The organism is Streptococcus mitis (assembly GCF_946190115.1).
Classification (GTDB): Bacteria; Bacillota; Bacilli; order Lactobacillales; family Streptococcaceae; genus Streptococcus; species Streptococcus mitis_CO.
Window position 1 is genome coordinate 1 of sequence record NZ_CAMHZG010000015.1, and the last position, 25923, is coordinate 25923.

The 25923-nt window shown below is 42.5% G+C and carries 23 protein-coding genes; 8 read left to right on the forward strand and 15 right to left on the reverse strand.

Annotated features, from left to right (window positions below):
- Both N8L90_RS09590 and N8L90_RS07935 read right to left on the reverse strand, forming a co-directional pair.
- Positions 1 to 6926: accessory Sec-dependent serine-rich glycoprotein adhesin (locus N8L90_RS09590; protein WP_314725732.1), on the reverse strand; the 6926-nt coding region annotated here is incomplete at its 3' end.
- A 737-nt stretch (positions 6927 to 7663) separates the two neighbouring features.
- Positions 7664 to 9208 (reverse strand): peptide chain release factor 3, encoded by a 1545-nt coding sequence (locus N8L90_RS07935; protein WP_001025437.1) that lies wholly within the window; start codon positions 9206 to 9208, stop codon positions 7664 to 7666.
- Between the two features lie 224 nt (positions 9209 to 9432).
- Here N8L90_RS07935 and N8L90_RS07940 point away from each other — a divergent pair, with 224 nt between their 5' ends.
- The 8 genes from N8L90_RS07940 to nusB all read left to right on the forward strand — a co-directional run bounded on the left by N8L90_RS07940 (position 9433) and on the right by nusB (position 15039).
- The gene (locus N8L90_RS07940) at positions 9433 to 9684 is read left to right on the forward strand and encodes a hypothetical protein (RefSeq protein WP_000471833.1); all 252 of its coding nucleotides are present in this window, start codon (positions 9433 to 9435) and stop codon (positions 9682 to 9684) included.
- Positions 9677 to 9922, forward strand: coding sequence for a DUF4160 domain-containing protein (locus N8L90_RS07945; protein WP_261013329.1), 246 nt, complete (start codon positions 9677 to 9679; stop codon positions 9920 to 9922). The genes N8L90_RS07940 and N8L90_RS07945 overlap by 8 nt, the downstream gene beginning before the upstream one ends.
- 385 nt (positions 9923 to 10307) lie before the next feature.
- The gene (gatC, locus tag N8L90_RS07950; RefSeq protein WP_000705419.1) at positions 10308 to 10610 is read left to right on the forward strand and encodes an Asp-tRNA(Asn)/Glu-tRNA(Gln) amidotransferase subunit GatC; all 303 of its coding nucleotides are present in this window, start codon (positions 10308 to 10310) and stop codon (positions 10608 to 10610) included.
- Complete coding sequence (gene gatA / locus N8L90_RS07955) at positions 10610 to 12076, forward strand: Asp-tRNA(Asn)/Glu-tRNA(Gln) amidotransferase subunit GatA (RefSeq protein ID WP_261024964.1); 1467 nt, start codon at positions 10610 to 10612, stop codon at positions 12074 to 12076. Before gatC ends, gatA begins: the two co-directional genes overlap by 1 nt.
- Positions 12076 to 13518, forward strand: coding sequence for an Asp-tRNA(Asn)/Glu-tRNA(Gln) amidotransferase subunit GatB (gene gatB, locus N8L90_RS07960; protein ID WP_261024965.1), 1443 nt, complete (start codon positions 12076 to 12078; stop codon positions 13516 to 13518). The genes gatA and gatB overlap by 1 nt, the downstream gene beginning before the upstream one ends.
- A gap of 131 nt (positions 13519 to 13649) precedes the next feature.
- Entirely contained in the window at positions 13650 to 14210 is a 561-nt protein-coding gene (efp, locus tag N8L90_RS07965; protein ID WP_000568643.1) for an elongation factor P, read from the forward strand.
- Between the two features lie 21 nt (positions 14211 to 14231).
- Positions 14232 to 14621, forward strand: a complete 390-nt coding sequence (locus N8L90_RS07970; protein ID WP_070528853.1) for an Asp23/Gls24 family envelope stress response protein — start codon at positions 14232 to 14234, stop codon at positions 14619 to 14621.
- Complete coding sequence (gene nusB / locus N8L90_RS07975; RefSeq protein ID WP_261024966.1) at positions 14614 to 15039, forward strand: transcription antitermination factor NusB; 426 nt, start codon at positions 14614 to 14616, stop codon at positions 15037 to 15039. The genes N8L90_RS07970 and nusB overlap by 8 nt, the downstream gene beginning before the upstream one ends.
- Before the next feature lie 114 nt (positions 15040 to 15153).
- Here the strand turns inward: nusB and N8L90_RS07980 are convergent, their stop codons facing one another.
- The 13 genes from N8L90_RS07980 to N8L90_RS08040 form a co-directional block, all read right to left on the reverse strand.
- The gene (locus N8L90_RS07980) at positions 15154 to 15921 is read right to left on the reverse strand and encodes an acetyl-CoA carboxylase carboxyl transferase subunit alpha (RefSeq protein ID WP_261024968.1); all 768 of its coding nucleotides are present in this window, start codon (positions 15919 to 15921) and stop codon (positions 15154 to 15156) included.
- Positions 15918 to 16784, reverse strand: a complete 867-nt coding sequence (gene accD, locus N8L90_RS07985) for an acetyl-CoA carboxylase, carboxyltransferase subunit beta (RefSeq protein ID WP_084864839.1) — start codon at positions 16782 to 16784, stop codon at positions 15918 to 15920. Before accD ends, N8L90_RS07980 begins: the two co-directional genes overlap by 4 nt.
- Before the next feature lie 36 nt (positions 16785 to 16820).
- Entirely contained in the window at positions 16821 to 18188 is a 1368-nt protein-coding gene (gene accC, locus N8L90_RS07990; protein ID WP_172934073.1) for an acetyl-CoA carboxylase biotin carboxylase subunit, read from the reverse strand.
- 11 nt (positions 18189 to 18199) lie between these two features.
- A complete protein-coding gene (gene fabZ / locus N8L90_RS07995; RefSeq protein ID WP_261024973.1) occupies positions 18200 to 18622 on the reverse strand; it encodes a 3-hydroxyacyl-ACP dehydratase FabZ in 423 nt (140 codons plus the stop codon).
- Entirely contained in the window at positions 18619 to 19104 is a 486-nt protein-coding gene (accB, locus tag N8L90_RS08000) for an acetyl-CoA carboxylase biotin carboxyl carrier protein (protein WP_261024975.1), read from the reverse strand. Before accB ends, fabZ begins: the two co-directional genes overlap by 4 nt.
- Before the next feature lie 2 nt (positions 19105 to 19106).
- A complete protein-coding gene (gene fabF, locus N8L90_RS08005; RefSeq protein WP_261024977.1) occupies positions 19107 to 20342 on the reverse strand; it encodes a beta-ketoacyl-ACP synthase II in 1236 nt (411 codons plus the stop codon).
- Between the two features lie 21 nt (positions 20343 to 20363).
- Positions 20364 to 21095: a 3-oxoacyl-[acyl-carrier-protein] reductase gene (gene fabG / locus N8L90_RS08010; protein WP_261024978.1), complete on the reverse strand. Its 732-nt coding sequence runs from the start codon at positions 21093 to 21095 to the stop codon at positions 20364 to 20366.
- Between the two features lie 40 nt (positions 21096 to 21135).
- Positions 21136 to 22059 carry an ACP S-malonyltransferase gene (fabD, locus tag N8L90_RS08015; RefSeq protein ID WP_261024980.1) on the reverse strand — a complete coding sequence of 308 codons (924 nt, stop codon included), beginning with the start codon at positions 22057 to 22059 and terminating at the stop codon, positions 21136 to 21138.
- Positions 22052 to 23026, reverse strand: a complete 975-nt coding sequence (gene fabK / locus N8L90_RS08020) for an enoyl-[acyl-carrier-protein] reductase FabK (RefSeq protein ID WP_261024981.1) — start codon at positions 23024 to 23026, stop codon at positions 22052 to 22054. The genes fabD and fabK overlap by 8 nt, the downstream gene beginning before the upstream one ends.
- Positions 23027 to 23249: 223 nt before the next feature.
- Positions 23250 to 23474 (reverse strand): acyl carrier protein, encoded by a 225-nt coding sequence (locus N8L90_RS08025; RefSeq protein ID WP_000257838.1) that lies wholly within the window; start codon positions 23472 to 23474, stop codon positions 23250 to 23252.
- Between the two features lie 58 nt (positions 23475 to 23532).
- Entirely contained in the window at positions 23533 to 24507 is a 975-nt protein-coding gene (locus tag N8L90_RS08030; protein ID WP_081529525.1) for a beta-ketoacyl-ACP synthase III, read from the reverse strand.
- Entirely contained in the window at positions 24507 to 24941 is a 435-nt protein-coding gene (gene fabT, locus N8L90_RS08035; RefSeq protein ID WP_023945587.1) for a fatty acid biosynthesis transcriptional regulator FabT, read from the reverse strand. Before fabT ends, N8L90_RS08030 begins: the two co-directional genes overlap by 1 nt.
- A gap of 91 nt (positions 24942 to 25032) precedes the next feature.
- Positions 25033 to 25818, reverse strand: coding sequence for an enoyl-CoA hydratase (locus N8L90_RS08040; protein WP_261024983.1), 786 nt, complete (start codon positions 25816 to 25818; stop codon positions 25033 to 25035).
- Positions 25819 to 25923 lie beyond the last annotated feature (105 nt).

Consider the following 25923-nt stretch of genomic DNA (forward strand, 5'->3'; position numbering starts at 1 on the left):
GCTGAGGTAGACGCTACGGCACTTGTTGACGCTGATGTAGAGGCTACTGCGCTTGTTGACGCTGATGTAGACGCTACGGCACTTGTGCTTGCTGAGGTAGAGGCTACTGCGCTTGTGCTTGCTGAGGTAGACGCTACAGCACTTGTTGACGCTGAGGTAGACGCTACTGCGCTTGTACTTGCTGACGTAGATGCTACGGCGCTTGTACTTGCTGACGTAGATGCTACAGCGCTTGTTGATGCTGAGGTAGACGCTACAGCACTTGTTGACGCTGAGGTAGACGCTACGGCGCTTGTGCTTGCTGATGTAGAGGCTACAGCGCTAGTACTTGCTGATGTAGAGGCTACAGCACTTGTTGATGCTGATGTAGACGCTACCGCACTTGTGCTTGCTGATGTAGAGGCTACTGCGCTAGTGCTTGCTGAGGTAGACGCTACTGCACTTGTTGACGCTGAGGTAGACGCTACTGCGCTTGTGCTTGCTGAGGTAGACGCTACGGCACTTGTGCTTGCTGAGGTAGAGGCTACTGCACTTGTTGACGCTGAGGTAGAGGCTACAGCGCTAGTACTTGCTGATGTAGAGGCTACCGCACTTGTGCTTGCTGATGTAGAGGCTACTGCGCTTGTGCTTGCTGAGGTAGAAGCTACCGCACTTGTGCTTGCTGAGGTAGACGCTACGGCACTTGTACTTGCTGAGGTAGACGCTACGGCACTTGTGCTTGCTGAGGTAGAGGCTACTGCGCTTGTTGACGCTGAGGTAGATGCTACGGCACTTGTGCTTGCTGATGTAGACGCTACTGCGCTAGTACTTGCTGATGTAGAGGCTACAGCGCTTGTGCTTGCTGATGTAGACGCTACGGCACTTGTTGATGCTGAGGTAGACGCTACGGCGCTTGTGCTTGCTGATGTAGAGGCTACGGCGCTTGTGCTTGCTGAGGTAGATGCTACGGCACTTGTTGATGCTGATGTAGAGGCTACGGCGCTTGTGCTTGCTGAGGTAGATGCTACGGCACTTGTTGATGCTGACGTAGACGCTACCGCACTTGTTGATGCTGAGGTAGATGCTACAGCACTTGTGCTTGCTGATGTAGAGGCTACCGCACTTGTTGACGCTGATTGAGAGGCTTGTTCTGACTTATAATCAGAATCCGATACTGGTACCTCTACTTCATTCGATGTACCATCTTTATAGGTAATGACGACTGTAACTTTACCCTTTGATACAGCTCCACCGTTTTTAAATTCATATTTACTAATACGATTTGCTTTTTCCGGATTTGAACCCTTCACCGCTGCAAGAATCTTTTCTTTATCATCTGCTGATGGAGTTGTCGCATTAGTTACTTGAACTGTCGCTGGCACTTTACCTGGGAATTTTTTACTTAATTTTCCTTGTGCTACTACTGTCAGAGTACGAGCTTCATTATCAGATAAATCGACAGCTTTAACCCCACGGTTCCATCTGTTACCATCTGCATATTGCTTGTTTTCATCATAAGTTGCTGTATACTCTCGAATAGCAGGATTTGTTGTTGAGGCTTCCGTTGGAGTATCCTTGAAGCCAGGTGCAGAATCGTCTGATGAATAGTCTTTTTGGAAGATTCTATCTATATCTGAAGTTCCATCATGCAATTTCAGAGTTTTAATCTTACCACTGTTATCCTTGCCGCTTATGACGATTTTAATTTTATCACCTGCGAAGATTTCATATCCTCTTGCACCTGGGCGAACAGTATCCTGGATGGATTGTTTTTCCCACTGTTTTGTCTTATCATTCTGGATATAGAGATCAAAGGTTGGTTCTGGTGCTTCTGTTTCCTTAGTGATTCCTTGTTCTTTAACCGTAGTGTCTGACTCTAATGGATTAGTTTGGCTCGTCGTCGGATTTGGAAGCGCTTGTTTAACCGTTACTCTACCCGTTGGAAGTAAACCGTTATTAGCATTGTAAGCTTTTTCAAGATTTGTTGGCGTGAAGCTTAGTCTTGTTTCGTTAGGTCCAGCTACCTTAGTAAATGTTTTATCACCGATTGTCAAGGTTACTGTCGCACCTGGTGTAACATTAGTTACCTCGATACTACGATTTGGTAAACCACCTTTTTCAGTCAATTGATCATCTGAAATTTGCGGCGCTTGTGGTTTCACTGTAACATTTACAGGAACTTCTTTGGAAATTCGAGTACCATTTGCATCTGGCGGAAGTGTCACTTTAACTTTTTTCTCAACAATTCCTGGTGTAGCAGTAGATGGCGCACCACCTACCCACTCAAATTTTGTTCCTGCCGGGAATGCTTCATTTGGCGTCCCGTTTGCCAAAGTTTGTTTAGTATTATTTTTTAGAACATTCTCAGCCGAAGCAACATTTGTTTCTCCCTGAACATAGGTCAAATCAGCTTTTTTAACAGGGTCTACAACGATTTGTCTGACCGTTACGTCCTTGCTAAGTTTAGTCGTGCTATTATCAAATCGTCCCTTTGGATAGGTAACTTTCAGGCGATACTCGTGCGTTCCTGCAACGTTTTTCTCAGGAATTGGCGAAGTATTTCCAACCACTTTTCCGTTCGCATCATACCAAGCCCCATCAGTTCCAGGCGGTATATTGTCATTACCACTTTGTTTTAAATATGGTGCGCGCTCTCGTCCATAGCGTGGTGCTTCTCCAGCCCAATCATAAATTGGTGCCTTAGCATCATAAGTAGACATTGTACTATAGGTTACTGGGACTCGCTTAACTGTTCCATCCCTATAAGTCACTTTTACTACGGCTTGTTTGTTGTTTCCTGAGTTTGTCACATCTGGTGCTTGTTCCCATGTTACATCAGCATCACTTGGAATAGTGCCGCCATTAACAGCTTTAATGACATCTTTTGGACGAATGGTGTCACCTTCCCCAACATAAGTGTAGAATACACTACTTGCAGCTTCAACACCATAGTCCAAATTAGGAGTGATTGTCTTTGAAGTTCCATCTTTAAATGTAATAGTCACATCACCATTTGGTCGGACGTCATAAGTACGAATGCGAGATGTATCAGACGGATTCGATTTCTCGACTTCTGATTTAATTTTTTCCTTCTCAGCAGGAGTCAAATTTAACTTATCAGCAACGGCAATGACAGGCGGTTTTGTCAATTTAATCTTATCCGCCAAGCGTCCTTGTACAACACCAAACCATGGGCTTTCTCCCGTATTTCCATTTGGGTCAACCGCTGTAATAACACGAGAGAAGATATTACCAGATTTCCAAGTCATATCGCTATTTGCAACCGCATTAACCGTCTTTGTGGTTTGATTAGTACTTGTCAGTGTCGTGATATTCTCGACTGGACCACGCCCCCACTCAGTGGATTTCCCTTCAAAGAAGTCATTCAAATCATCCTTTGCATTACGCATTTTCAACGTGGTAAGCTTACCACTATTGTCCCTACCGGTATAAGTAATTTGAATCGTATCTCCAGCATAAAAAATATAGCGGCCCGAACTATCTATCTCAGGGGTCTCTCCATTAACCTTAACAGTAAGATCAACTGTTGGCGGTATATTTTCCTTACTAATGTTAACAGTACTTACATCTGAGTTCAACGTTTCATTTTGACCTGTTACTGGATTATCAAATGCCTTGCTTTGTTTAACAGTTACGTTTCCTATTGGGAGAAGACCATTGCTATCTGCAACATCGGTAGAAGGGAAGGTTACATTTCCATTACCATCTGCTTGTTTAGTAAGAGTCTTACCGCCGATTGTCAAGGTGACCTGCGCATTTGGCAATGCATTCGTTACGGTAATTCCTTTATTTGGAAGTCCACCTGTATTCGTTACCTGATCTGTTGAGATTTGTGGTGGGTTTGGTCTAACTTTGATAGTTACAGGAACATTTGTACTATTTCTTGGTTTATCCGTTGAACCTTGTGGTAAAGTAACTGTGACTTCTTTCTTATAGATCCCTGGAATGCTTACTGTGCTAGCATTTGGTGCCGAATCTCTCCAGCTGTAATCGGTTCTAGTTGCCACAGTCGGACCATTAGGTATTGCAACTCTATCATCAGAGTTCTTAATCGCCTTATCCGGGTTAGCAATGATATCATTGAGCGGAGTTGTATTCCCAACTGTTGTAACATAATCTTGCTTGGCTACTGGATCAACTACTGTATAATTAAAGGTTACTGTACTTGTGAGAGCAGGATTTGCAGTTGTTACATCACCAAGGCGTCCTTTAGGATAAGTTGCTATTGCTTTATAGGTGGTGCTGTGAGTTGTAGCCGAATCAGCAGTTGTATGCCATACGCTACTAAAGGCTGGAGAGCCATCTTGTTTACGTACAGGTGTTGAGCGATTATCATTCAGCTGATATTCATAAGCAAATGTAGTCCCTGAAGGAAGAGACTCGTTATTAATATAGAATTTTGAATATCCGCCTATATTATTAGCATAGCTATTTCCAACAGTTCTTTCTGTTCCCGGTACTGCTTTAAAGGCATAAAACTTACCTGGAACTCCATTGTTAGTTTTAGTCTCAATTTTTTGATAAACTGTGTACTTGTATGTTAAATCCGTAGTAGTTTTATCTGGGTGAGTTACCGTTAAGGTTGCAGAGCGAGGAGTGTTGCTAACTTCCATTGTAGGAGCTTGACCTTGTTTCCATGCAAACGTTGTCCCACTAGGGAAGTCAGATGCTCCGCCAACTGGGCGCACAAGACTTCTTAGATTTATCTTAGATAAAGGTTCGTCGCTAACTGCATAAAAGTGCTCAGTTGTTTTCTCTACACCATACTTAACATTGTTTGTGACTGTATCCGTGGTTTTATCACGATAAGTAATGGTAACATCTCCATTATTAGCTACACTGATTGATTCTTCTTCAGATCCTTTTTTGTAATCTGTACTTGAAAGAACGCTTGCATTAGCTGCTTTAAAGTTAGCCAATACTTGCTCTCTTTCCGCCGGACTTAGATTTTTCGTATTATTAACTGCAACAGTCGCACCGCTTATAGGCGATTGACGCTCATTAAATCCGTGAATGCGAACAGTCATAGTAGTCATTGTTTTTTGTCCGGCAGTATCATCGGCACCATACTCAATGTTATAGTCCCCTGGAGTCATTGGTTTCCAGCTATTGTCCCGACCAATCGTACCATAAATCTTGGTTGTCCACTGCTTATGTTCATAAACATAGGCTGTATTGAGTCCTGTTTTAGGATCTCGTTTAAGAGTCGCAAAGTTGATTTGTCCAGGGAAATTTTCACCTTGCAAACCTGTAATGATAGGATTATCTTTTCCCGTATAAAATAGTCTCAAAGCCTTATCATCTCTAAATACCATATTGATATTTACAGAATCATCATTGAAAACTTCAAGCAATTTCGGTAATTCAACAGTAGGAGGATTATCTGTTGCGCGCCCCTGATTTCTCACAGCACCGTTTTGATTCTCTGCTCTACCTGTATGAACATAAGAGGTCATCAAATTCGTGTAATTACCAGAAACATTCGTACTTGTAAATGGTTGACTACTTGTAGCAACTCGGGCATCTAATCTGGCATTGCTTGATTTTTCATTTACAGTGGCATGAACTTCAATCGTTGCCTCTAAATTTCTATTTAAATCATGACGTTTGCTAAACACGTACTCATTGCCAGAACCACCACGCTTCTCCATCGGTTGACCATTAAAAGTAACACGGGTGATGGTCGTATTTGGATCCACATTGGCAAGTAAACCAGCATAATTCAGGGCATTATCTGAGTGCATATTGATACGCCAAATTACTTCATGAGTATTCTTATTGTACTGACCTGATTCAAGCGAAGCCGACGTTCTATTGCTAGCAAACGTGTTCGTGATTAACGAAGTAGGCAAAGCTCTAGGATGTACCCCACTGCCCATACCTTGACCGTTTCGTGCATCACGCGCACCTGAATTGACTCTCAACACAGCATTAGCAATTGAGTTACGAGCAGAGATCGCTAGTTTTACAGTTTCGGTCAAATCTGCCTTAGGATTAGCAAGAGCTGTCTCGATAGCAGTTACCGCAGCATTCACTTTCGCTATAGCTGCATCACTATTAGGTAAACCGACCGCTTTTGCTAGGTACTCACCCATTTCAGCTGAAAGTTTGGTTAACTTCTTACGATTTTCATCCTGTTGTTTAGCTGAAACTTCCGATGTTGCTATGGCACCAGCAGTCACTCCTGCCAAACTACTTATTTCTGCATTCGTATCAACCAAACCTTTTTCCAATTTAGCTGATTCCAATACAGGAGCACCTAGCTTAGAGGCAGATAACCCTTCTTTAGCCAACTGACTTTCTTTTGACACAGACTCTGCTTTTCCAGAAGTCTCAGAAGCAGTAGTAGAATGTACACTATTGCCTGAAGGCACCATCGACTGACTAGAACTTACAGAGGTACTTGCTGAGACGCTAGCCGAAGTTGAGGCGCTTTCTGAGGCACTTGTTGACATACTAGCAGAAGAACTAACGCTAGCTGATAGACTAGTGGATACTGATTCTGAGCTAGATACACTCTCGCTTACTGAATGAGACAGACTTGCCGAATTCTCCGCATCCACTTTTGCAGTTGTACCAAGGACAACTGTATCATGCGTTGCTAGAGCATCTGAACTATCTAACGTTTTTTCAAGAGCTACCGCTTCGTTTGCAAAAACTTTTGTCTGAGTAGCAACAGCCCCACCTAATACGGCACCTGTAGCTGCAATACCTCTTATAATATCAAGACCTGTAATCGTTTGATTAGTTTGGTTTTCTACTACTTCGGTCATAACCTGAGTAGTATCTACACCACCACGCAAAACCTTGAATAAGCCAAAAAGAGAGGTTGAGGCTCTCAACCAATGCTTACCGGATTTTACCAGTTTGTATCGAGTCACACGATCAGTTTCGCGATATTGACCCTTTTGACGTCTGAAAAACATTTATTTTTTTTCCTCCAAAAAAAGTACTATAGTAGTTATCTTAATGCAATCGTTTCCTATTATACATAAATCACTATGTTAAGTCAACTTATTTTTTAGTATTCTTGCTAAAAAAAAAAAAGCATTTTCTGATTTGTTTTGTATGAATTCTTCATTGATAAACAAAATTAATATACTAGATAACTGAATCCCTTATTGACTGGTCTATAAAAAAGAAAAATCCATTATTTTTACCGATGAATACGTCATACTTATCCAAAATTAAAAAGAGCATAAATTTTCTTCGCATAGACATATATATTGTATGTTATTCACAGAACTCCTCTCTGTTTTCATTAGAATGAAGAGATAGTAAATTTCAAAGTATATAGTTTAACTAGGATATTTTTTGAGCAAGCTGGCAAGCAAAAAGGTTGCACTTTAGTAATGCAAATAGCTCGACCTACTAACTCTTACAAAAAAGCCCACAATGCCATAAGGAAAAAGCCCATGAATATAGCATTCCCGGACTTCTCTTATTAGAATATTTAGATCAACCAACATAGAGGTTAGCGATTGTTAGATTACGACACAAAGTTAATAAAGCAGTTAGCTAGACCACTCACTACCCCTTACGACGGAAAAATCCACGAATCGATAATATTCGTGGATTTTTCCTAGTGAAGCGTTTAGGTAAGCCGCCATAGCGGTTACCGTCAAATGACAGCAACTTTATGTTGCTAGTCATTTGTAACGATTTACATCTTCTCCTCTAACTCTACGTCTGGATACTTGTCCGCAAACCAGCGGAGGGCAAAGTCATTTTCAAAGAGGAAGACTGGTTGATCAAAACGGTCTTTAGCCAAGATATTTCGGCTTGATGACATCCGTTCATCCAAGTCCTCAGGCTTAATCCAACGAACGGTCTTTTTACCCATTGGGCTCATAACCACTTCCGCATTGTACTCGCCTTCCATGCGGTGTTTAAAGACTTCAAACTGGAGTTGACCAACAGCTCCCAGCATGTACTCACCTGTTTGGTAATTCTTATAAAGCTGAATAGCACCTTCTTGCACCAATTGCTCGATTCCCTTGTGGAAGGATTTCTGCTTCATGACATTCTTAGCAGAAACTTTCATGAAAATCTCAGGTGTAAAGGTTGGTAGGGGTTCAAATTCAAACTTGTTTTTTCCAACTGTTAAAGTGTCCCCAACCTGATAAGTACCTGTATCGTAAACCCCGATAATATCACCTGCTACGGCATTAGTCACATTCTCACGACTTTCCGCCATAAACTGGGTAACATTAGACAGTTTAGCACCCTTACCAGTACGAGGTAGATTGACACTCATCCCACGCTCAAATTCACCCGATACGATACGGACAAAGGCGATGCGGTCACGGTGTCGAGGGTCCATGTTGGCTTGGATTTTAAAGACAAATCCTGAGAAATCCTTATCATAAGGATCCACAATTTCACCATCTGTTTTTTTGTGTCCATGTGGTTCTGGAGCAAACTTAAGAAAGGTTTCAAGGAAGGTCTGAACACCAAAGTTAGTAAGGGCTGAACCGAAGAAGACAGGTGTCAATTCTCCAGCAAGGATAGCTTCCTCTGAAAACTCATTTCCAGCTTCATTTAAAAGTTCAATATCATCCTTGACTTGCTCATAGAAAGGATTGCTACCAAAAAGCTTGTCCCCATCTTCTAGACTAGCAAAACGCTCATCCCCTTTATAGAGCTCCAAGCGTTGGTTATAGAGATCATACAAGCCCTCAAAGGCTTTCCCCATCCCGATTGGCCAGTTCATTGGGTAACTAGCAATGCCCAAGACTTCTTCCAATTCTTGCAAGAGATCCAAAGGCTCACGACCGTCACGGTCTAGCTTGTTCATAAAGGTAAAGACTGGAATGCCACGGTGTTTGACAACCTCAAACAATTTCTTGGTCTGGGCCTCAATACCCTTGGCAGAGTCCACGACCATGACCGCAGCATCCACCGCCATCAAGGTACGATAGGTATCTTCTGAGAAGTCCTCGTGCCCTGGCGTGTCGAGGATATTCACACGCTTGCCATCGTAGTCAAACTGCATAACAGATGAAGTCACCGAAATCCCGCGTTGCTTCTCGATATCCATCCAGTCAGACTTGGCAAAAGTCCCTGTTTTCTTTCCTTTTACGGTACCAGCCTCACGAATCTCGCCCCCAAAGTAGAGCAACTGCTCAGTGATAGTTGTTTTCCCCGCGTCAGGGTGGGAGATGATGGCAAAGGTACGACGTTTCTTAATTTCTTCTTGAATATTCATAAGTTCTCTTTCTTTGATTCTCTATTTTTCTTGTTTCAATAGCTAAGAATGATTTCTACATTGGATTTTACCATTCCTTTCAACACTTCATTATATCGGATTTTAGCATTTTTTTCAATTTCTATCTTTATATTGAATAAAAGCTATTCCTTGTAGTCAAATATATCGAAAACCGTGACAATTCTAGCAAAAATGATATAATAAAAGAAAAAGGAGAAGCAATCATGTTCAAGGAATTTGGTGTAACTAATTTAGAAGTGACAAAAGATGATATTTACAAGAATCCAAGCAACCCTATTTTACGCATGTATGATGACGATGAATTAATTGGAACCTTTAGTATTCTAACTGGAGAAGTATTGGAAAATTTGGACTTGGCAGACTATGACATTCGTTTTGCTCAAAAGCAAATTGAGTTAAATCGCGATAACTACCTTGAAACATGGAAGGACTACGTGGGACTACTACATGCCTAAATATTCTTTCTTAAAGTATGGTATTGAAATTCGTCCTAACGAACATAACCATAAAGGTCAAAAAGCGCATATTCACATTTATATCCACGGAGAAGAGGTCGGCTCAATGTTTCTGAACGGTGAACTGAGAGATGGTAAAGTAAAAGCAAAAGACCTAAAAATAATCAGGCAATATGTTTTAGAAAATGCAGATGAACTTCAGGCTTTATGGAATGAATACCAAAAGAGTGCATATTAAAACCAAAAAATCTTAGTTTGCTAATGCACAATAGACAAAACTGGCAAGCAATTTTAATGCCTGCTACTCAGTTTCTACCCAACTTATCCAAATACTAGGGAGCCTAATTCCCTTTGCGATTTTTCAAATAAATGTTACAATAAATATAGAAAAAGGTGTTGCGACAACAACACCCCACAGAGCCGTTTAAGACGGTGGCTGTAATTACATAACTAAAAAATAGCTCGTTAACTCGCCAAAGTTAGGACGGCTATTTTTTTATCTATTTTAAAAAACTCTTTCTCGACTTGCCAGATGTCTTTTTTCATCTTTCCCTCCCTTATTTATAGGAAAATATGGTAAAATAGAACAGACTAAAAATCATCATTTCACGAAAGGATGCAAGATGAAAATTACGCAAGAAGAGGTAACACACGTTGCCAATCTTTCAAAATTAAGATTCTCTGAAGAAGAAACTGCTGCCTTTGCGACTACCTTGTCTAAGATTGTTGACATGGTTGAATTGCTGGGCGAAGTTGACACAACTGGTGTCGCACCTACTACGACCATGGCTGACCGTAAGACCGTACTCCGCCCTGATGTGGCCGAAGAAGGAACAGACCGTGATCGCTTGTTTAAAAACGTACCTGAAAAAGACAACTACTATATCAAGGTACCAGCTATCCTAGACGATGGAGGAGATGCCTAATGACTTTTAACAATAAAACCATTGAAGACTTGCATAATCTCCTTGTTTCTAAGGAAATTTCAGCAACAGAATTGACCCAAGCTACGCTTGAAGAGATCAAGTCTCGAGAAACATCTATCAATGCCTTTGTCACCATCTCTGAGGAGCAGGCTCTTGCTCAAGCCAAAGTCATTGATGAAGCTGGAATCGATGCTGATAATGTCCTTTCAGGAATTCCACTTGCAGTTAAAGATAATATCTCTACAGACGGTATTCTTACAACTGCTGCCTCAAAAATGCTCTACAACTATGAGCCTATCTTTGATGCAACAGCTGTTGCCAATGCAAAAGCCAAGGGCATGATCGTTGTTGGGAAAACCAACATGGACGAATTTGCTATGGGTGGTTCAGGTGAAACTTCACACTACGGAGCAACTAAAAATGCTTGGGACCACAGCAAGGTTCCTGGTGGCTCGTCTAGTGGTTCTGCCGCAGCCGTAGCGTCAGGACAAGTCCGCTTGTCACTTGGTTCTGATACTGGTGGTTCCATCCGCCAACCTGCTGCCTTCAACGGAATCGTTGGTCTCAAACCAACCTACGGAACGGTTTCTCGTTTCGGTCTCATTGCCTTCGGTAGCTCATTAGACCAGATTGGACCTTTTGCTCCTACTGTTAAGGAAAATGCCCTCTTGCTCAACGCTATTGCCAGCGAAGATGTCAAAGATTCTACTTCTGCCCCTGTCCGCATTGCCGACTTTACTTCAAAAATCGGTCAAGACATCAAGGGTATGAAAATTGCTTTACCTAAGGAATACCTAGGCGAAGGGATTGACCCAGAGGTTAAGGAAACCATTCTGAATGCTGCTAAGCACTTTGAAAAACTTGGTGCTATCGTTGAAGAAGTCAGTCTTCCTCACTCAAAATACGGTGTTGCCGTCTACTACATCATCGCTTCATCAGAGGCTTCATCAAACTTGCAACGTTTTGACGGTATCCGTTATGGTTACCGCGCAGAGGATGCGACCAACCTTGATGAAATCTATGTAAACAGCCGTAGCCAAGGTTTTGGTGAAGAGGTGAAACGCCGTATCATGCTAGGTACTTTCAGCCTTTCATCAGGTTACTACGATGCTTACTATAAGAAAGCTGGTCAGGTCCGTACCCTCATCATTCAAGATTTCGAAAAAGTCTTCGCAAATTATGACTTGATTTTGGGTCCAACTGCTCCAAGTGTTGCCTATGACTTAGATTCTCTCAACCACGACCCAGTTGCCATGTACTTGGCTGACCTTTTGACAATCCCAGTCAACTTGGCAGGTCTTCCAGGGATTTCGATTCCTGCTGGATTCTCTCAAGGTCTACCTGTTGGTCTGCAATTGATTGGTCCTAAGTACTCTGAGGAAACTATTTACCAAGCTGCTGCTGCTTTTGAGGCAACAACAGACTACCACAAACAACAACCCGTGATTTTTGGAGGTGATAACTAATGAACTTTGAAACAGTCATTGGACTTGAAGTCCACGTAGAGCTCAACACCAATTCAAAAATCTTCTCACCTACTTCTGCCCACTTTGGAAATGACCAAAATGCCAACACCAACGTGATTGACTGGTCTTTCCCAGGAGTTCTACCAGTTCTCAATAAAGGTGTTGTTGATGCCGGTATCAAGGCTGCTCTTGCCCTCAACATGGACATCCACAAAAAGATGCACTTTGACCGCAAGAACTACTTCTACCCTGATAATCCCAAAGCCTACCAAATTTCTCAGTTTGATGAGCCAATCGGCTATAACGGTTGGATTGAAGTCGAGCTAGAAGACGGTACAACTAAAAAAATCGGTATCGAACGCGCCCACCTAGAAGAAGACGCTGGTAAAAACACCCACGGTACAGATGGCTACTCTTATGTTGACCTCAACCGCCAAGGGGTGCCATTGATTGAGATTGTATCTGAAGCTGACATGCGTTCTCCAGAAGAAGCCTACGCTTATCTGACAGCCCTCAAGGAAGTTATCCAATACTCTGGCATTTCTGACGTTAAGATGGAAGAAGGTTCTATGCGTGTGGATGCCAATATCTCTCTTCGTCCGTATGGTCAAGAAAAATTCGGTACCAAGACAGAGTTGAAGAACCTCAACTCCTTCTCAAATGTTCGCAAGGGTCTTGAATACGAAGTCCAACGTCAGGCTGAAATCCTTCGCTCAGGTGGTCAAATCCGCCAAGAAACACGCCGTTATGATGAAGCTAACAAAGCAACCATCCTCATGCGTGTCAAGGAAGGTGCTGCAGACTATCGCTACTTCCCAGAACCAGACCTACCTCTCTTTGAAATTTCAGACGAGTGGATCGAAGAAATGCGTACAGAGTTACCAGAGTTTCCAAAAGAACGCCGTGCGCGCTACGTATCTGATCTTGGCTTGTCAGACTACGATGCTAGCCAGTTGACTGCAAACAAAGTCACTTCTGACTTCTTTGAAAAAGCTGTTGCCCTCGGTGGCGATGCCAAACAAGTCTCTAACTGGCTCCAAGGAGAAGTTGCTCAGTTCTTGAATGCTGAAGGAAAAACACTGGAACAAATCGAATTGACACCAGAAAACTTGGTTGAAATGATTGCCATCATCGAAGACGGTACTATCTCTTCTAAGATTGCTAAGAAAGTCTTTGTTCACCTTGCTAAAAATGGCGGCGGTGCGCGTGAATATGTGGAAAAAGCAGGTATGGTTCAAATCTCAGATCCTGAAATACTGATCCCAATCATCCACCAAGTCTTTGCCGATAACGAAGCCGCAGTTGCCGACTTCAAGTCAGGCAAACGCAACGCAGATAAGGCCTTTACAGGCTTCCTTATGAAAGCAACCAAAGGCCAAGCCAACCCACAAGTTGCCCTTAAACTCCTTGCCCAAGAATTGGCGAAGTTGAAAGAAGGTTAATATGTAAAAGAAACCAGCCCTGAGGTTGGTTTTTTTCTCCCCTACCAAATCCCATTAACTATTTTGGCTTTATTTCCAGAAGATTTTATGGTAAAATGAAGAGTAATAATATTTATTAAAGAGGTAAAAACATGATTGAAGCAAGCAAATTGAAAGCTGGTATGACATTTGAAACTGCAGACGGAAAATTGATCCGCGTTTTGGAAGCTAGCCACCACAAACCAGGTAAAGGGAACACAATCATGCGTATGAAATTGCGTGATGTCCGTACTGGTTCTACTTTTGACACAAGCTACCGTCCAGAAGAAAAATTCGAACAAGCTATTATCGAAACTGTCCCAGCTCAATACTTGTACAAAATGGATGAAACTGCCTACTTCATGAACACTGAAACTTACGACCAATACGAAATCCCAGTCGTAAACGTTGAAAATGAATTGCTTTACATCCTTGAAAACTCTGATGTAAAAATCCAATTCTACGGAACTGAAGTAATCGGTGTAACTGTACCAACTACTGTTGAATTGACAGTTGCTGAAACACAACCATCTATCAAAGGTGCTACTGTTACAGGTTCTGGTAAACCAGCAACTATGGAAACTGGACTTGTTGTCAACGTTCCTGACTTCATCGAAGCTGGACAAAAATTGATCATCAACACTGCAGAAGGAACTTACGTTTCTCGTGCCTAATCTCTAGAAAGAGGTCATTCTATGGGAACTGAAGAACAATTTGGCGAAATTGTTATCGCTCCACGTGTACTTGAAAAAATCATTGCCATCGCAACTGCTAAAGTTGATGGTGTCCATTCATTTTCAAATAAATCCGTATCTGATACCCTATCAAAACTCTCTCTTGGTCGTGGCGTCTACTTAAAAGAAAGCAACGAAGAACTAACTGCTGACATCTATCTCTACCTAGAGTACGGTGTGAAAGTACCAAAAGTTGCTCTTGCTATTCAAAAAGCAGTCAAAGATGCTGTCCGTGATATGGCTGATGTGGAACTTGCTGCTGTTAACATCCATGTTGCAGGAATCGTTCCAGATAAAACACCAAAACCTGAGTTGAAAGATCTATTTAACGAGGACTTCCTCAATGACTAGTCCATTATTAGAATCTAGACGTGAACTTCGTAAATGCGCTTTTCAAGCTCTCATGAGCCTTGAATTCGGCACAGATATGGAAACAGCTTGTCACTTTGCCTACACGCATGACCGTGAAGATGCAGATGTGCAAATCCCTGACTTTCTTCTGAACTTGGTTTCTGGCGTTCAAGCTCAAAAAGACGAGTTGGATAAACAAATCAACCAGCACCTCAAGTCAGGCTGGACAGTTGAACGATTGACCTTGGTCGAAAAAAACTTACTACGCTTAGGAATCTTTGAAATCACATCATTTGATACACCTCAGCTGGTAGCAGTCAATGAAGCTATTGAACTTGCTAAGAATTTTTCAGATCAAAAATCAGCCCGCTTTATCAACGGACTGCTTAGTCAATTTGTAACTGAAGAAAATGAATAATCGAAAAGGTGTTTGGTCTTCCAAGCACCTTTTGACTTTCCCCTCTGCACAGAGTAAGAACCACACAAAAACTAGAACTGACTGCCAGTTCTAGTTTTTGCGTATTCTAAAGAATTAGTATTTTCTAAATCGTTGATAACGTTCTTCCAACAACTCTTCTAACGGTTTTTGTGAAAGTAGAGCTAGCTCATCTTGGAGTTCTTTCTTGACACTCTTAATCAGTTCTTTACTAGAAAGTCCTGCTTCAGAAATCACCTTGTCCACCACGTCCATTTCTAACAGTTCATGCGAAGTGATTTTCATCAGTTCTGCCGCTTCCATGGCACGAGTGCCGTCCTTCCATAGAATGGAAGCAAAACCTTCTGGACTGAGAATGGCATAGATAGAATTTTCCAGCATCCAGACACGGTCTGCGACTGCCAGAGCCAGAGCCCCACCAGAACCACCTTCACCGATAATGATAGCAATAATCGGAACTTTCAGGTCACTCATTTCCATGAGATTGCGAGCGATAGCTTCCCCCTGTCCACGTTCTTCTGCTCCGACACCAGGATAGGCACCTGCAGTATTGATAAAGGTCACAACTGGACGGCCAAATTTTTCAGCCTGTTTCATCAACCGTAGGGCCTTGCGGTAGCCTTCTGGATGTGGTTGACCAAAATTCCGCTTGAGATTATCTTGTAAACTCTTGCCTTTTTGGATACCAACCACTGTTACAGCTTGGTCTCCAAGCCAGCCGATACCACCAACAACTGCACCATCATCACGAAAAGAACGGTCACCATGTAATTGGATAAAGTCATCAAAAATGCCTGTCGCAAAGTCCAAGGTTGTCAAGCGACTCTGCTCACGCGCTTCTCTGACTATTTTTGCAATATTCATCTAGGACCCCCTCCGTGCAATCTGACTAGGCTAGCAATCGTATCTGGCAAATCTCTTCTTTTGACAATAGCATCCACAAAGCCATGTTCCAATAGGAATTCTGCCTTTTGGAAATCCTCAGGCAAGCTTTCACGAACCGTGTTTTCAATGACACGACGCCCAGCAAAACCAACCAAACTTTGTGGTTCAGCTAGAATGATATCGCCTTCCATAGCGAAAGAAGCTGTTACACCACCTGTCGTTGGATCTGTCAAAATGGTCAGGTAAAAGAGACCAGCATTAGAATGCCGTTTAACCGCTGCAGAAATCTTGGCCATCTGCATGAGACTCATGATTCCTTCCTGCATACGGGCTCCACCAGAGGCCGTGAAGAGAACAACTGGTAACTGTTCAACAGTCGCATACTCAAACAAACGAGTGATTTTTTCCCCTACAACTGTACCCATAGAAGCCATGATAAAGTTGGAATCCATAATCCCAAGAGCCACAGTCTGACCTTTAATAAGAGCAGTTCCTGTCACAACAGCTTCATCCAGACCTGTTTTTTCACGCATAGTTGCTAGTTTCTTTTGATAACCAGGGAAATGCAAGGGATCCTTGCTTTCAATCCCTGTAAACAATTCCTTAAAGGTTCCCATATCAATCGTCAAAGCCAAGCGTTCTTGGGCAGAAATACGGAAGGTATAGCTACAATGTGGACAGATACGCTCACTTCCCAGATCCTTCTGATAAATGGTATGCTTACAGCCTGGACACTGGGAGAATAATTCATCTGGAACCTCTGGCTTGGCTTGAGGTTTTTCCCTAACCGAACGATTGGGATTGATTCGAATATACTTATCTTTTTTACTAAATAGAGCCATTGATTCCCCTTTTCGGTTTAAACTCTTGAAGTCATTTTATTCTTTTTCTTGATACTTGGGTAAAAAGGTTTCCATCAAGAAGGAAGTATCGTAATCTCCAGCAATAACATTGCGATCTGAAATGAGGTCAAGCTGGAAATCTGCATTGGTCTGCACCCCCTCAATCTCTAGTTCATAGAGGGCACGTTGCATTTTCATCAAGGCGTCAAAACGATTTTCACCGTGAACGATGATTTTGGCAATCATACTATCATAATAGGGCGGAATAGTATAGCCTGGATAAACTGCTGAGTCTACGCGCAAGCCAACACCTCCACTTGGCAGATAGAGATTGGTAATCTTACCTGGACTTGGAGCAAAGTTAAAGGCTGGATTTTCTGCATTGATCCGACACTCGATAGCATGACCGCGTAGGACAATATCTTCTTGCTTAACAGACAAAGGCTGACCTGCTGCAATGCGAATTTGTTCCTTAACGATATCCACACCTGAAACAAATTCTGTTACTGGATGCTCTACCTGAACACGTGTATTCATTTCCATGAAATAGAATTTACCACTTGCTTCATCAAGAAGAAATTCAATGGTTCCTGCATTCTCATAGCCAACAGACTCTGCAGCTCGAACAGCAGCCGCACCGATTTCATGACGCAGCGTTTTTCCGATTGCAATCGAAGGACTTTCTTCCAAAACCTTTTGGTTATTTCGTTGAAGAGAACAATCCCGTTCCCCCAAGTGAATCACATTTCCATGCTCATCTCCTAGGATTTGAACCTCGATGTGACGAGCTGGATAGATAACCCGTTCTATGTACATAGCACCATTGCCATAGTTAGCCTTGGCTTCGCTAGAAGCAGTTTCAAAGGCTGATACGAGGTCTTCTGGTTTTTCAACCTTACGAATCCCTTTACCACCACCACCTGCTGAAGCCTTGAGCATAACAGGATAGCCAATTTTTTCAGCAACAATCAAAGCTTCCTCAGAGTTATGCACTTCTCCATCTGAACCTGGAATGACAGGCACACCTGCTTTGATCATCTGAGCACGCGCATTAATCTTATCCCCCATCATATCCATGACATGACCAGATGGGCCGATAAACTTGATTCCCACCTCTTCACACATAGTTGCAAATTTGGAATTTTCACTGAGAAATCCAAAACCGGGGTGAATGGCTTCTGCCTCAGTCAAGACTGCAGCTGATAGAACCGCATTGATATTGAGATAAGACTCTGTTGCCTTGCCAGGACCGATACAAACTGCTTCATCTGCTAAAAGCGTATGAAGGGCTTCCTTATCGGCAGTTGAATAAACCGCCACCGTCGCAATCCCCAGTTCACGCGCCGCACGGATAATACGAACCGCAATTTCACCACGATTGGCAATTAAAATTTTTCGAAACATGGAGAACCTCCTTAGTTCCCAATTGCAAAGGTAAGAGTACCACTAGCTGCAAGCTTGCCATCCACTTCAGCCTTTGCTTCAACCACGGCAATGGTCCCACGACGTTTTACAAACGTTGCCGTCATAAGCAATTGGTCGCCAGGTACAACTTGCTTCTTGAATTTGACCTTGTCCATACCAGCGTAAAAGACCAGTTTCCCCTTATTTTCAGGTTTTGATAACTCCAAAACACCAGCTGTTTGCGCCAAGGCTTCCATAATCAGAACACCTGGCATGACTGGATATTGAGGGAAATGTCCATTAAAGAAGGGCTCATTGATGGTCACATTTTTGATGGCAACAATGGTGTCATCGCTCACTTCCAATACACGGTCTACTAGGAGCATAGGATAACGGTGGGTAAGGGCTTCTTTGATTCCTTGAATATCGATCATTTGATACGTACCAATCCTTTACCAAATTCAACCATTTCTTCGTTAGAAACGAGAATTTCTGTTACCACACCATCCTTAGGTGCTGGGATTTCATTCATGACTTTCATGGCTTCGATGATGACCAGTGTTTGACCCTTTTTAACAGTATCACCAACTGTAACGAAGGCAGGTTTATCTGGGCCAGCAGCCAAGTAAGCCACTCCAACAAGTGGGCTCTCTACAAGATCTCCCTCAGCAGCCACACTTGCTTCAACTGGAGCTGGAACCTCTTCTGTTACAGTCTCTGCTGGAGCAGATGAAGGAGCTACTGGACTTGGTGTTGCTAGAACGGGCGCTGGAGCGACTTGAGCTGCAACTTCAGATACCAGTCTCGCTTCATTCTTGCTAAACTGCAACTCATCCGTCCCATTTTTATAAGAAAATTCTCTCAAACTTGACTGGTCAAATTGGGCCATCAAGTCTTTAATATCGTTTAAATTCATACTTATTTATTCTCCCAACGTTTGAAAGCAAGAACTGCATTGTGGCCACCAAAACCAAAAGTATTTGAAATAGCGTATGGAATTTCTTGCTCCAAGCCTTGTCCATAAACGACATTGGCTTCGATATAATCTGATACTTCACTTGTCCCAGCTGTCATTGGAACAAAGTTATGACGCATAGCTTCGATAGTGACAATAGCTTCTACTGCACCTGCAGCCCCCAGCAAATGTCCTGTGAAAGACTTGGTTGATGATACAGGCACTTCCTTACCAAGAACAGCTACGATAGCACCACTTTCTCCTTTTTCATTGGCAGGAGTTGAGGTTCCGTGAGCATTGACATAGGCTACTTGTTCTGGGGAAATCTCAGCTTCTTCCAAGGCTAATTTGATGGCCTTGATAGCTCCCTGACCTTCTGGATGAGGAGAAGTCATGTGGTAGGCATCACAGGTGTGTCCGTAACCAACTACTTCAGCAAGGATAGTAGCCCCACGTTTTTCCGCGTGTTCAAGACTTTCAAGAACCAACATCCCTGAACCTTCCCCCATAACAAAACCATTGCGGTCCTTATCAAATGGGATAGAAGCACGAGTTGGATCCTCTGTAGTAGAGAGAGCTGTTAGGGCTTGGAAACCAGCAATAGCAAAAGGTGTGATAGAGGCTTCTGAACCACCTACCAACATAACGTCTTGGAAACCAAATTTAATTGAGCGGAAGGCATCCCCAATCGCGTCATTTGATGAAGCGCAGGCAGTATTGATAGATTTACAAACACCGTTTGCTCCAAAACGCATAGCAACATTTCCTGAAGCCATATTTGGCAAGGCTTTTGGAAGGGTCAATGGTTTCACACGTTTTGGTCCTTTGTCATTTAGGCGAAGCACTTGATCTTCAATTTCCTTGATTCCACCAATACCAGAGGCAACGATAACACCAAAACGATCTTTATCAAGAGCCTCTACATCTAAATTGGCATGATTAATGGCTTCTTGGGCTGCGTACAAGGCATACAAAGAATAGTTATCAAAACGATTGGTATCTTTCTTAACAAAGTATTTATCAAAAGGAAAATCTTGGATTTCTGCCGCATTATGCACATCAAAGTCACTATGATCAAATTTTGTAATTGGACCAATTCCGATTTTTCCAGTTGTCAAACTATTCCAAAATTCTTCTGGTGTGTTTCCGATTGGAGATGTTACTCCATAACCTGTTACTACTACGCGATTTAGTTTCATCTTTTTTACCTCTACCTTCTGCTACATACTGAGACCACCATCAATGGCAACCACTTGACCAGTTAGATAATCTTGGCCTGCTAAAAATACTGTCAAATCTGCAACCTGCTCCGCCTGCCCAAATGCTTTCATAGGAATTTGCGCCAGCATAGCATCTTTTACCTTGTCTGATAGGACAGCAGTCATATCGGACTCAATCATTCCCGGTGCGATAGCATTAACCCTGATATTGCGATTGGCCACTTCACGCGCCACAGACTTGGTAAAACCAATCAAACCAGCCTTAGAAGCTGCATAGTTAGCTTGACCAATATTTCCCATCAAACCAACAACACTAGACATATTAATGATAGCACCTTCTCTGGCTTTCATCATCGGTTTCAAGACTGATTGTGTCATGTTAAAGGCACCAGTCAGATTTACTTTAAGCACTTTTTCAAAATCTGCTTCTGTCATCTTGAGCATCAGGGTATCTTGGGTAATTCCAGCATTGTTAACCAAAACATCTACTGAACCCAGCTCTGCAATAGCTTGATCAACCATACGCTTAGCGTCTGCAAAATCTGATACATCTCCTGAAATGGGAACCACCTTTACACCATAGTTTGAAAACTCAGCGAGCAATTCTTCTGAGATAGACCCACGACTGTTTAAGACGATGTTGGCTCCTGCTTGAGCGAACTTGTGGGCAATGGCAAGACCAATTCCACGACTCGAACCTGTAATAAAGATATTTTTATTTTTTAGTTGCATTCTTTTCTCCTGTTTCCTCTTGCATTTATGGGAGAAGGGATTACTTGTTTTCTAGCAAAGTTTCCAAACTAGCCTGATCTTCAACATTGGCTAGTTTAGCTGTCTTATCAATTTTTTTGACAAAGCCTGACAAGACTTTCCCCGGTCCAATCTCGATAAAGTTGGTTGCTCCTGCTTCTTGCATAACTGCAATACTTTCATAGAAACGAACTGGTTCCTTGACCTGACGCGTCAAGAGTTGAGCAATGTCTTCTTTTTGCATAACTGCAGCTTCTGTATTGCCGACTAGGGGACAAGTGAAATCTGAAAAACTTACCTGAGCTAGAGTTTCAGCCAGTTTCTGGCTAGCAGGCTCAAGGAGAGCGGTATGAAAAGGTCCTGAAACATTAAGAGGAATCAAGCGTTTGGCGCCTGCTTCCTGCAAGAGTTCAACAGCTCGATCGACTGCAACCACTTCTCCACCAATCACAATTTGTGCAGGTGTATTATAGTTGGCTGGAGTAACCACTCCAAGTTCAGCAGCTTTTTGACAGGCTTCCTCAATGACCTCTACTGGCGTATTGAGAACTGCTACCATCTTGCCAGAACCAGCAGGGGCCGCTTCTTCCATATAAGATCCACGCTTAGCTACCAAGGCAACCGCATCTTCAAAATCCAAGGCGCCACTGGCTACCAAGGCAGAGTATTCTCCAAGGGACAAACCAGCAACCATATCAGGCTGATAGCCTTTTTCTTGTAATAAACGGTAGATAGCAACCGAAGTTGCTAGAATGGCTGGTTGCGTATAGCGAGTCTGATTGAGTTTTTCTTCTTCCGTATCAATGAGATAACGCAAATCATAACCGAGGACCTGACTCGCTTGATCAATCGTTTCTTTGACAATAGGGTAGTGATCATAGAGATCCCGTCCCATCCCTAGATACTGGGCACCTTGGCCAGCAAATAAAAAGGCTGTTTTAGTCATTTCTTACAACTCCTGCCCAACGAGAGGCTTCTTCTTGAATTTTCTTAGCTGCTCCGTAATACAAATCTTTTAGGATTTCTTCAACGGTTTCTTCTTTGGAAACAAGCCCCGCAATTTGACCTGCCATAACAGATCCACCATCCACATCTCCGTGAACAACCGCTTTGGCTAGAGCGCCCGCTCCCATTTGTTCAAAGATTTCCAAATCTGGATTTTCCTGTTTAAAGGCATCTTTCTCAGCTTTTTCAAAATCACGAGTCAACTGATTTTTAATCGCACGAACAGCATGGCCAAAGTGTTGTGCTGAAATCGTAGTATCAATATCCCTAGCTTTTAAAATTTTCGCCTTATAATTTGGATGGGCATTAGACTCTTTTGCAACGACAAAGCGAGTTCCAACCTGAACACCCTCTGCACCTAGCATAAATCCAGCCGCAGCACCTTCACCATCCGCAATTCCTCCTGCAGCAATAACAGGAATAGATACAGCAGCAGCAACCTGGCGCACCAAGGTCATGGTTGTTAATTTGCCAATGTGTCCCCCGGCCTCCATTCCTTCTGCAATAACAGCGTCCGCACCAATTTTTTCCATGCGTTTAGCTAGGGCAACACTTGGTACAACAGGAATGACTGTAATCCCAGCTTCATGGAAGCGTTCCATGTATTTGCCAGGATTTCCTGCGCCTGTTGTCACTACCTTAACCCCCTCCTCGATGACGAGGTCTACAATATCTTCCACAAAGGGAGACAAGAGCATGATGTTGACACCAAAAGGTTTATCCGTCAATGATTTGATTTTATCAATATTTGCCTTGACAACTTCTTTCGGGGCATTTCCCCCACCGATAATCCCTAGTCCTCCAGCCTTGGAAACAGCCCCTGCCAAATCACCATCAGCGACCCAAGCCATTCCTCCTTGAAAAATAGGATAATCAATATTCAATAATTCTGTAATACGCGTTTTCATAGTGCCTCCATCGTTTCTTGCTTACGTAATAGTTCGATACTGTCATAATTTGACAATCAAACTATTGCCTAAACAAGAGGGAGCGGGTTTCCCTACTCCTTCTATCTTATATTCTGCTTATACTCTTCGAAAATCAAATTCAAACCACGTCAGCGTCACCTTGCCGTACTCAAGTACAGCCTGCGGCTAGCTTCCTAGTTTGCTCTTTGATTTTCATTGAGTATTATTTTGTTTGCTCTTCAACGTAGGCAACTAAGTCACCAACTGTTTTCAAGTCATCTTCTGCTTCGATTTGGATATCAAAAGCATCTTCGATTTCTGAGATTACTTGGAACAAGTCCAATGAATCTGCGTCCAAATCATCAAAAGTTGATTCAAGTGTTACTTCTGATGCGTCTTTTCCAAGTTCTTCAACGATAATTTCTTGTACTTTTTCAAATACTGCCATGATAGGACTCCTTTAAAATAAATAGTTTTTTATAACAATGTGTTCACCACATGATTACCTAAATTGTAAGAATGAGCGTGCCCCAGGTCAAGCCTCCACCGAAGCCTGATAGCAGAACAGTCTGGCTACCATCTAAAGGGATGAGACCTTGTTCTACACACTCTGAAAGTAAAATCGGGATACTTGCTGCACTGGTATTGCCATATTCCATCATATTGGCTGGAAGCTTGGCTCGATCGACACCGATTTTTCTAGCCATCTTATCCAAGATACGGTCATTAGCCTGATGAAGTAGCAGATAATCCAAGTCTGTCGCCTCTATAGGAGATTCATCAATAGTCTGCTTGATAGACTTGGCTACATCCCGAATGGCAAAATCAAAGACTGCGCGTCCATCCATCTTCAAAAATGAATCTGCACTTTCTTGATCTGAAAATGGAGAATGCAAGCCTGAATGTCCATAAGTTAGACACTCGCTACGACTCCCATCACTATTGAGACTCTCTGCCAAGAAATGCTCTTGCTCGCTAGCTTCTAGCAAGACGCCACCAGCACCATCTCCAAACAAAACAGCTGTTGATCGGTCTGACCAATCGACTGCTTTAGAGAGGGTTTCACTACCAATCACCAAGCCTTTTTGAAAGCGACCAGAAGCGATAAACTTTTCAGCAGTTGAAAGAGCAAATACAAATCCACTGCAAGCCGCTGTTAGGTCAAAAGCAAAGGCCTTATTAGCACCAATATTAGCTTGAACACGAGCAGCCGTAGAGGGCATCATCGAATCTGGAGTAATGGTAGCTAGGATGATGAAATCCAACTCCTCCCCTGTGATTCCAGCTTTTGCCATCAGTTTCTTAGCAACTTCCGTAGCCAAATCACTGGTAGATTCTGTTCTTGAAATATGCCTTTGTCGTATTCCCGTCCGACTTGAAATCCACTCATCATTGGTATCCATAATCTGGGCTAAATCATGATTTGTAACCACTTGCTCTGGCACATAATGAGCAACCTGGCTTATTTTTGCAAAAGCCATTATTTCAAATCCTCCAAAAATTGATAAAGATTGGTCAACCCTTTGCTCATAACATCAATTTCTTCCTTACTCATACCATCAATGATTTTTTCAACCATGGCCTTGTGGAAGCGTTTATGTAGCCGATGAACCAAGCGACCCTTCTTTGTCAAATGTAGATGCACCACACGACGATCCTGCTCTGAGCGAATGCGTTCAATGTAACCCTTTCGTTCAAGATTATTCAAACTCGTCGTAACCGTCCCAAGAGTCACCATCAACTCTTTCGACACTTGACTTGGCGTCACGTCTGGGAATTTTCCAATTACATCGATTGTATGGACTTCTTTGATGGAGATATCCTTGAAACGACTACCCCTCAAGCTAACTTCCTCGATGACGAGGACATTGTTAAATATAGATGTTAAATATTCATTAATTCGTTGGTAGTCCAATCTCTTTTCCCTCCTTTTCAAAAAACTTTCACAATCAAAACATTTGACAAAAAAATTATATCAAACTTCAAAGAACAGTGCAAGTATTTTTTTATTTTCCTGTAAATTTAGGTCTTCTTCTTTCCGAATGAGCCCGAACTCCCTCTTTGAAATCCTCTGTTTGAGCTAAGGATTCCTGTAGGTTCAGTTCTAAAGTAGCATAATCTTGCCAATCTTTGAATTGGCTCTCCCAAACCAACTTCTTGATGGCTGCATAGGAATTAGCTGACCCACGTCTTAATTTTTTAAGAAGCTGTCCTCTGGTTTTTTCTAACTTATCAGCTTCAGAAATACGGTAGACCAGGCCCCACTCTAGAGCTTTTTCTGCTGTTAAAGCTTCTCCTGTCATAGCTAATTGAACAGCACGCGTCACACCAATACTACGACTCAAGAGATGAATCCCACCTGCATCTGGAGCCAAACCAACTCCAACAAAAGCTTGGATAAACTTAGCCTTATCCGTTGCCAGACAGAAATCCGCAGCAACAGCCATATTCGCTGCGGCACCTGCAACAGCCCCATCAACCTCCATCAAGACAGGTTTGGCTATTTGCTTGATTTTATAAGAAATAGTATTGACCAACTCTGCGATTTTTGTCAATGATGGAATATCATCCTCATCCACTGCCCGCTTCATCTCTACCAAATCTCCCCCAACAGAGAAGACTTTGCCATTCGCGTTGATTAAGACAAAATGCACAGCCGGATTCTCTTCTGCCAAAGTCAGAGCTTCTAAAATCTCCTCACACATAGGAATATGAAAACCATTTGCGACCTCAGGACGATTCAAGGTAAGGATTGCCAAGTCCTCTTCAAGCTGATAAATAATGTGTTCCATCAGGACTCCTTTTTATTTTATAAGCAGTTTAAATTATTTTGTTTTCAAAGTATATCTTTTTTAAAACTCGAAAGCAAGAAAAAATCGACTAAAAGTGTCTCATCC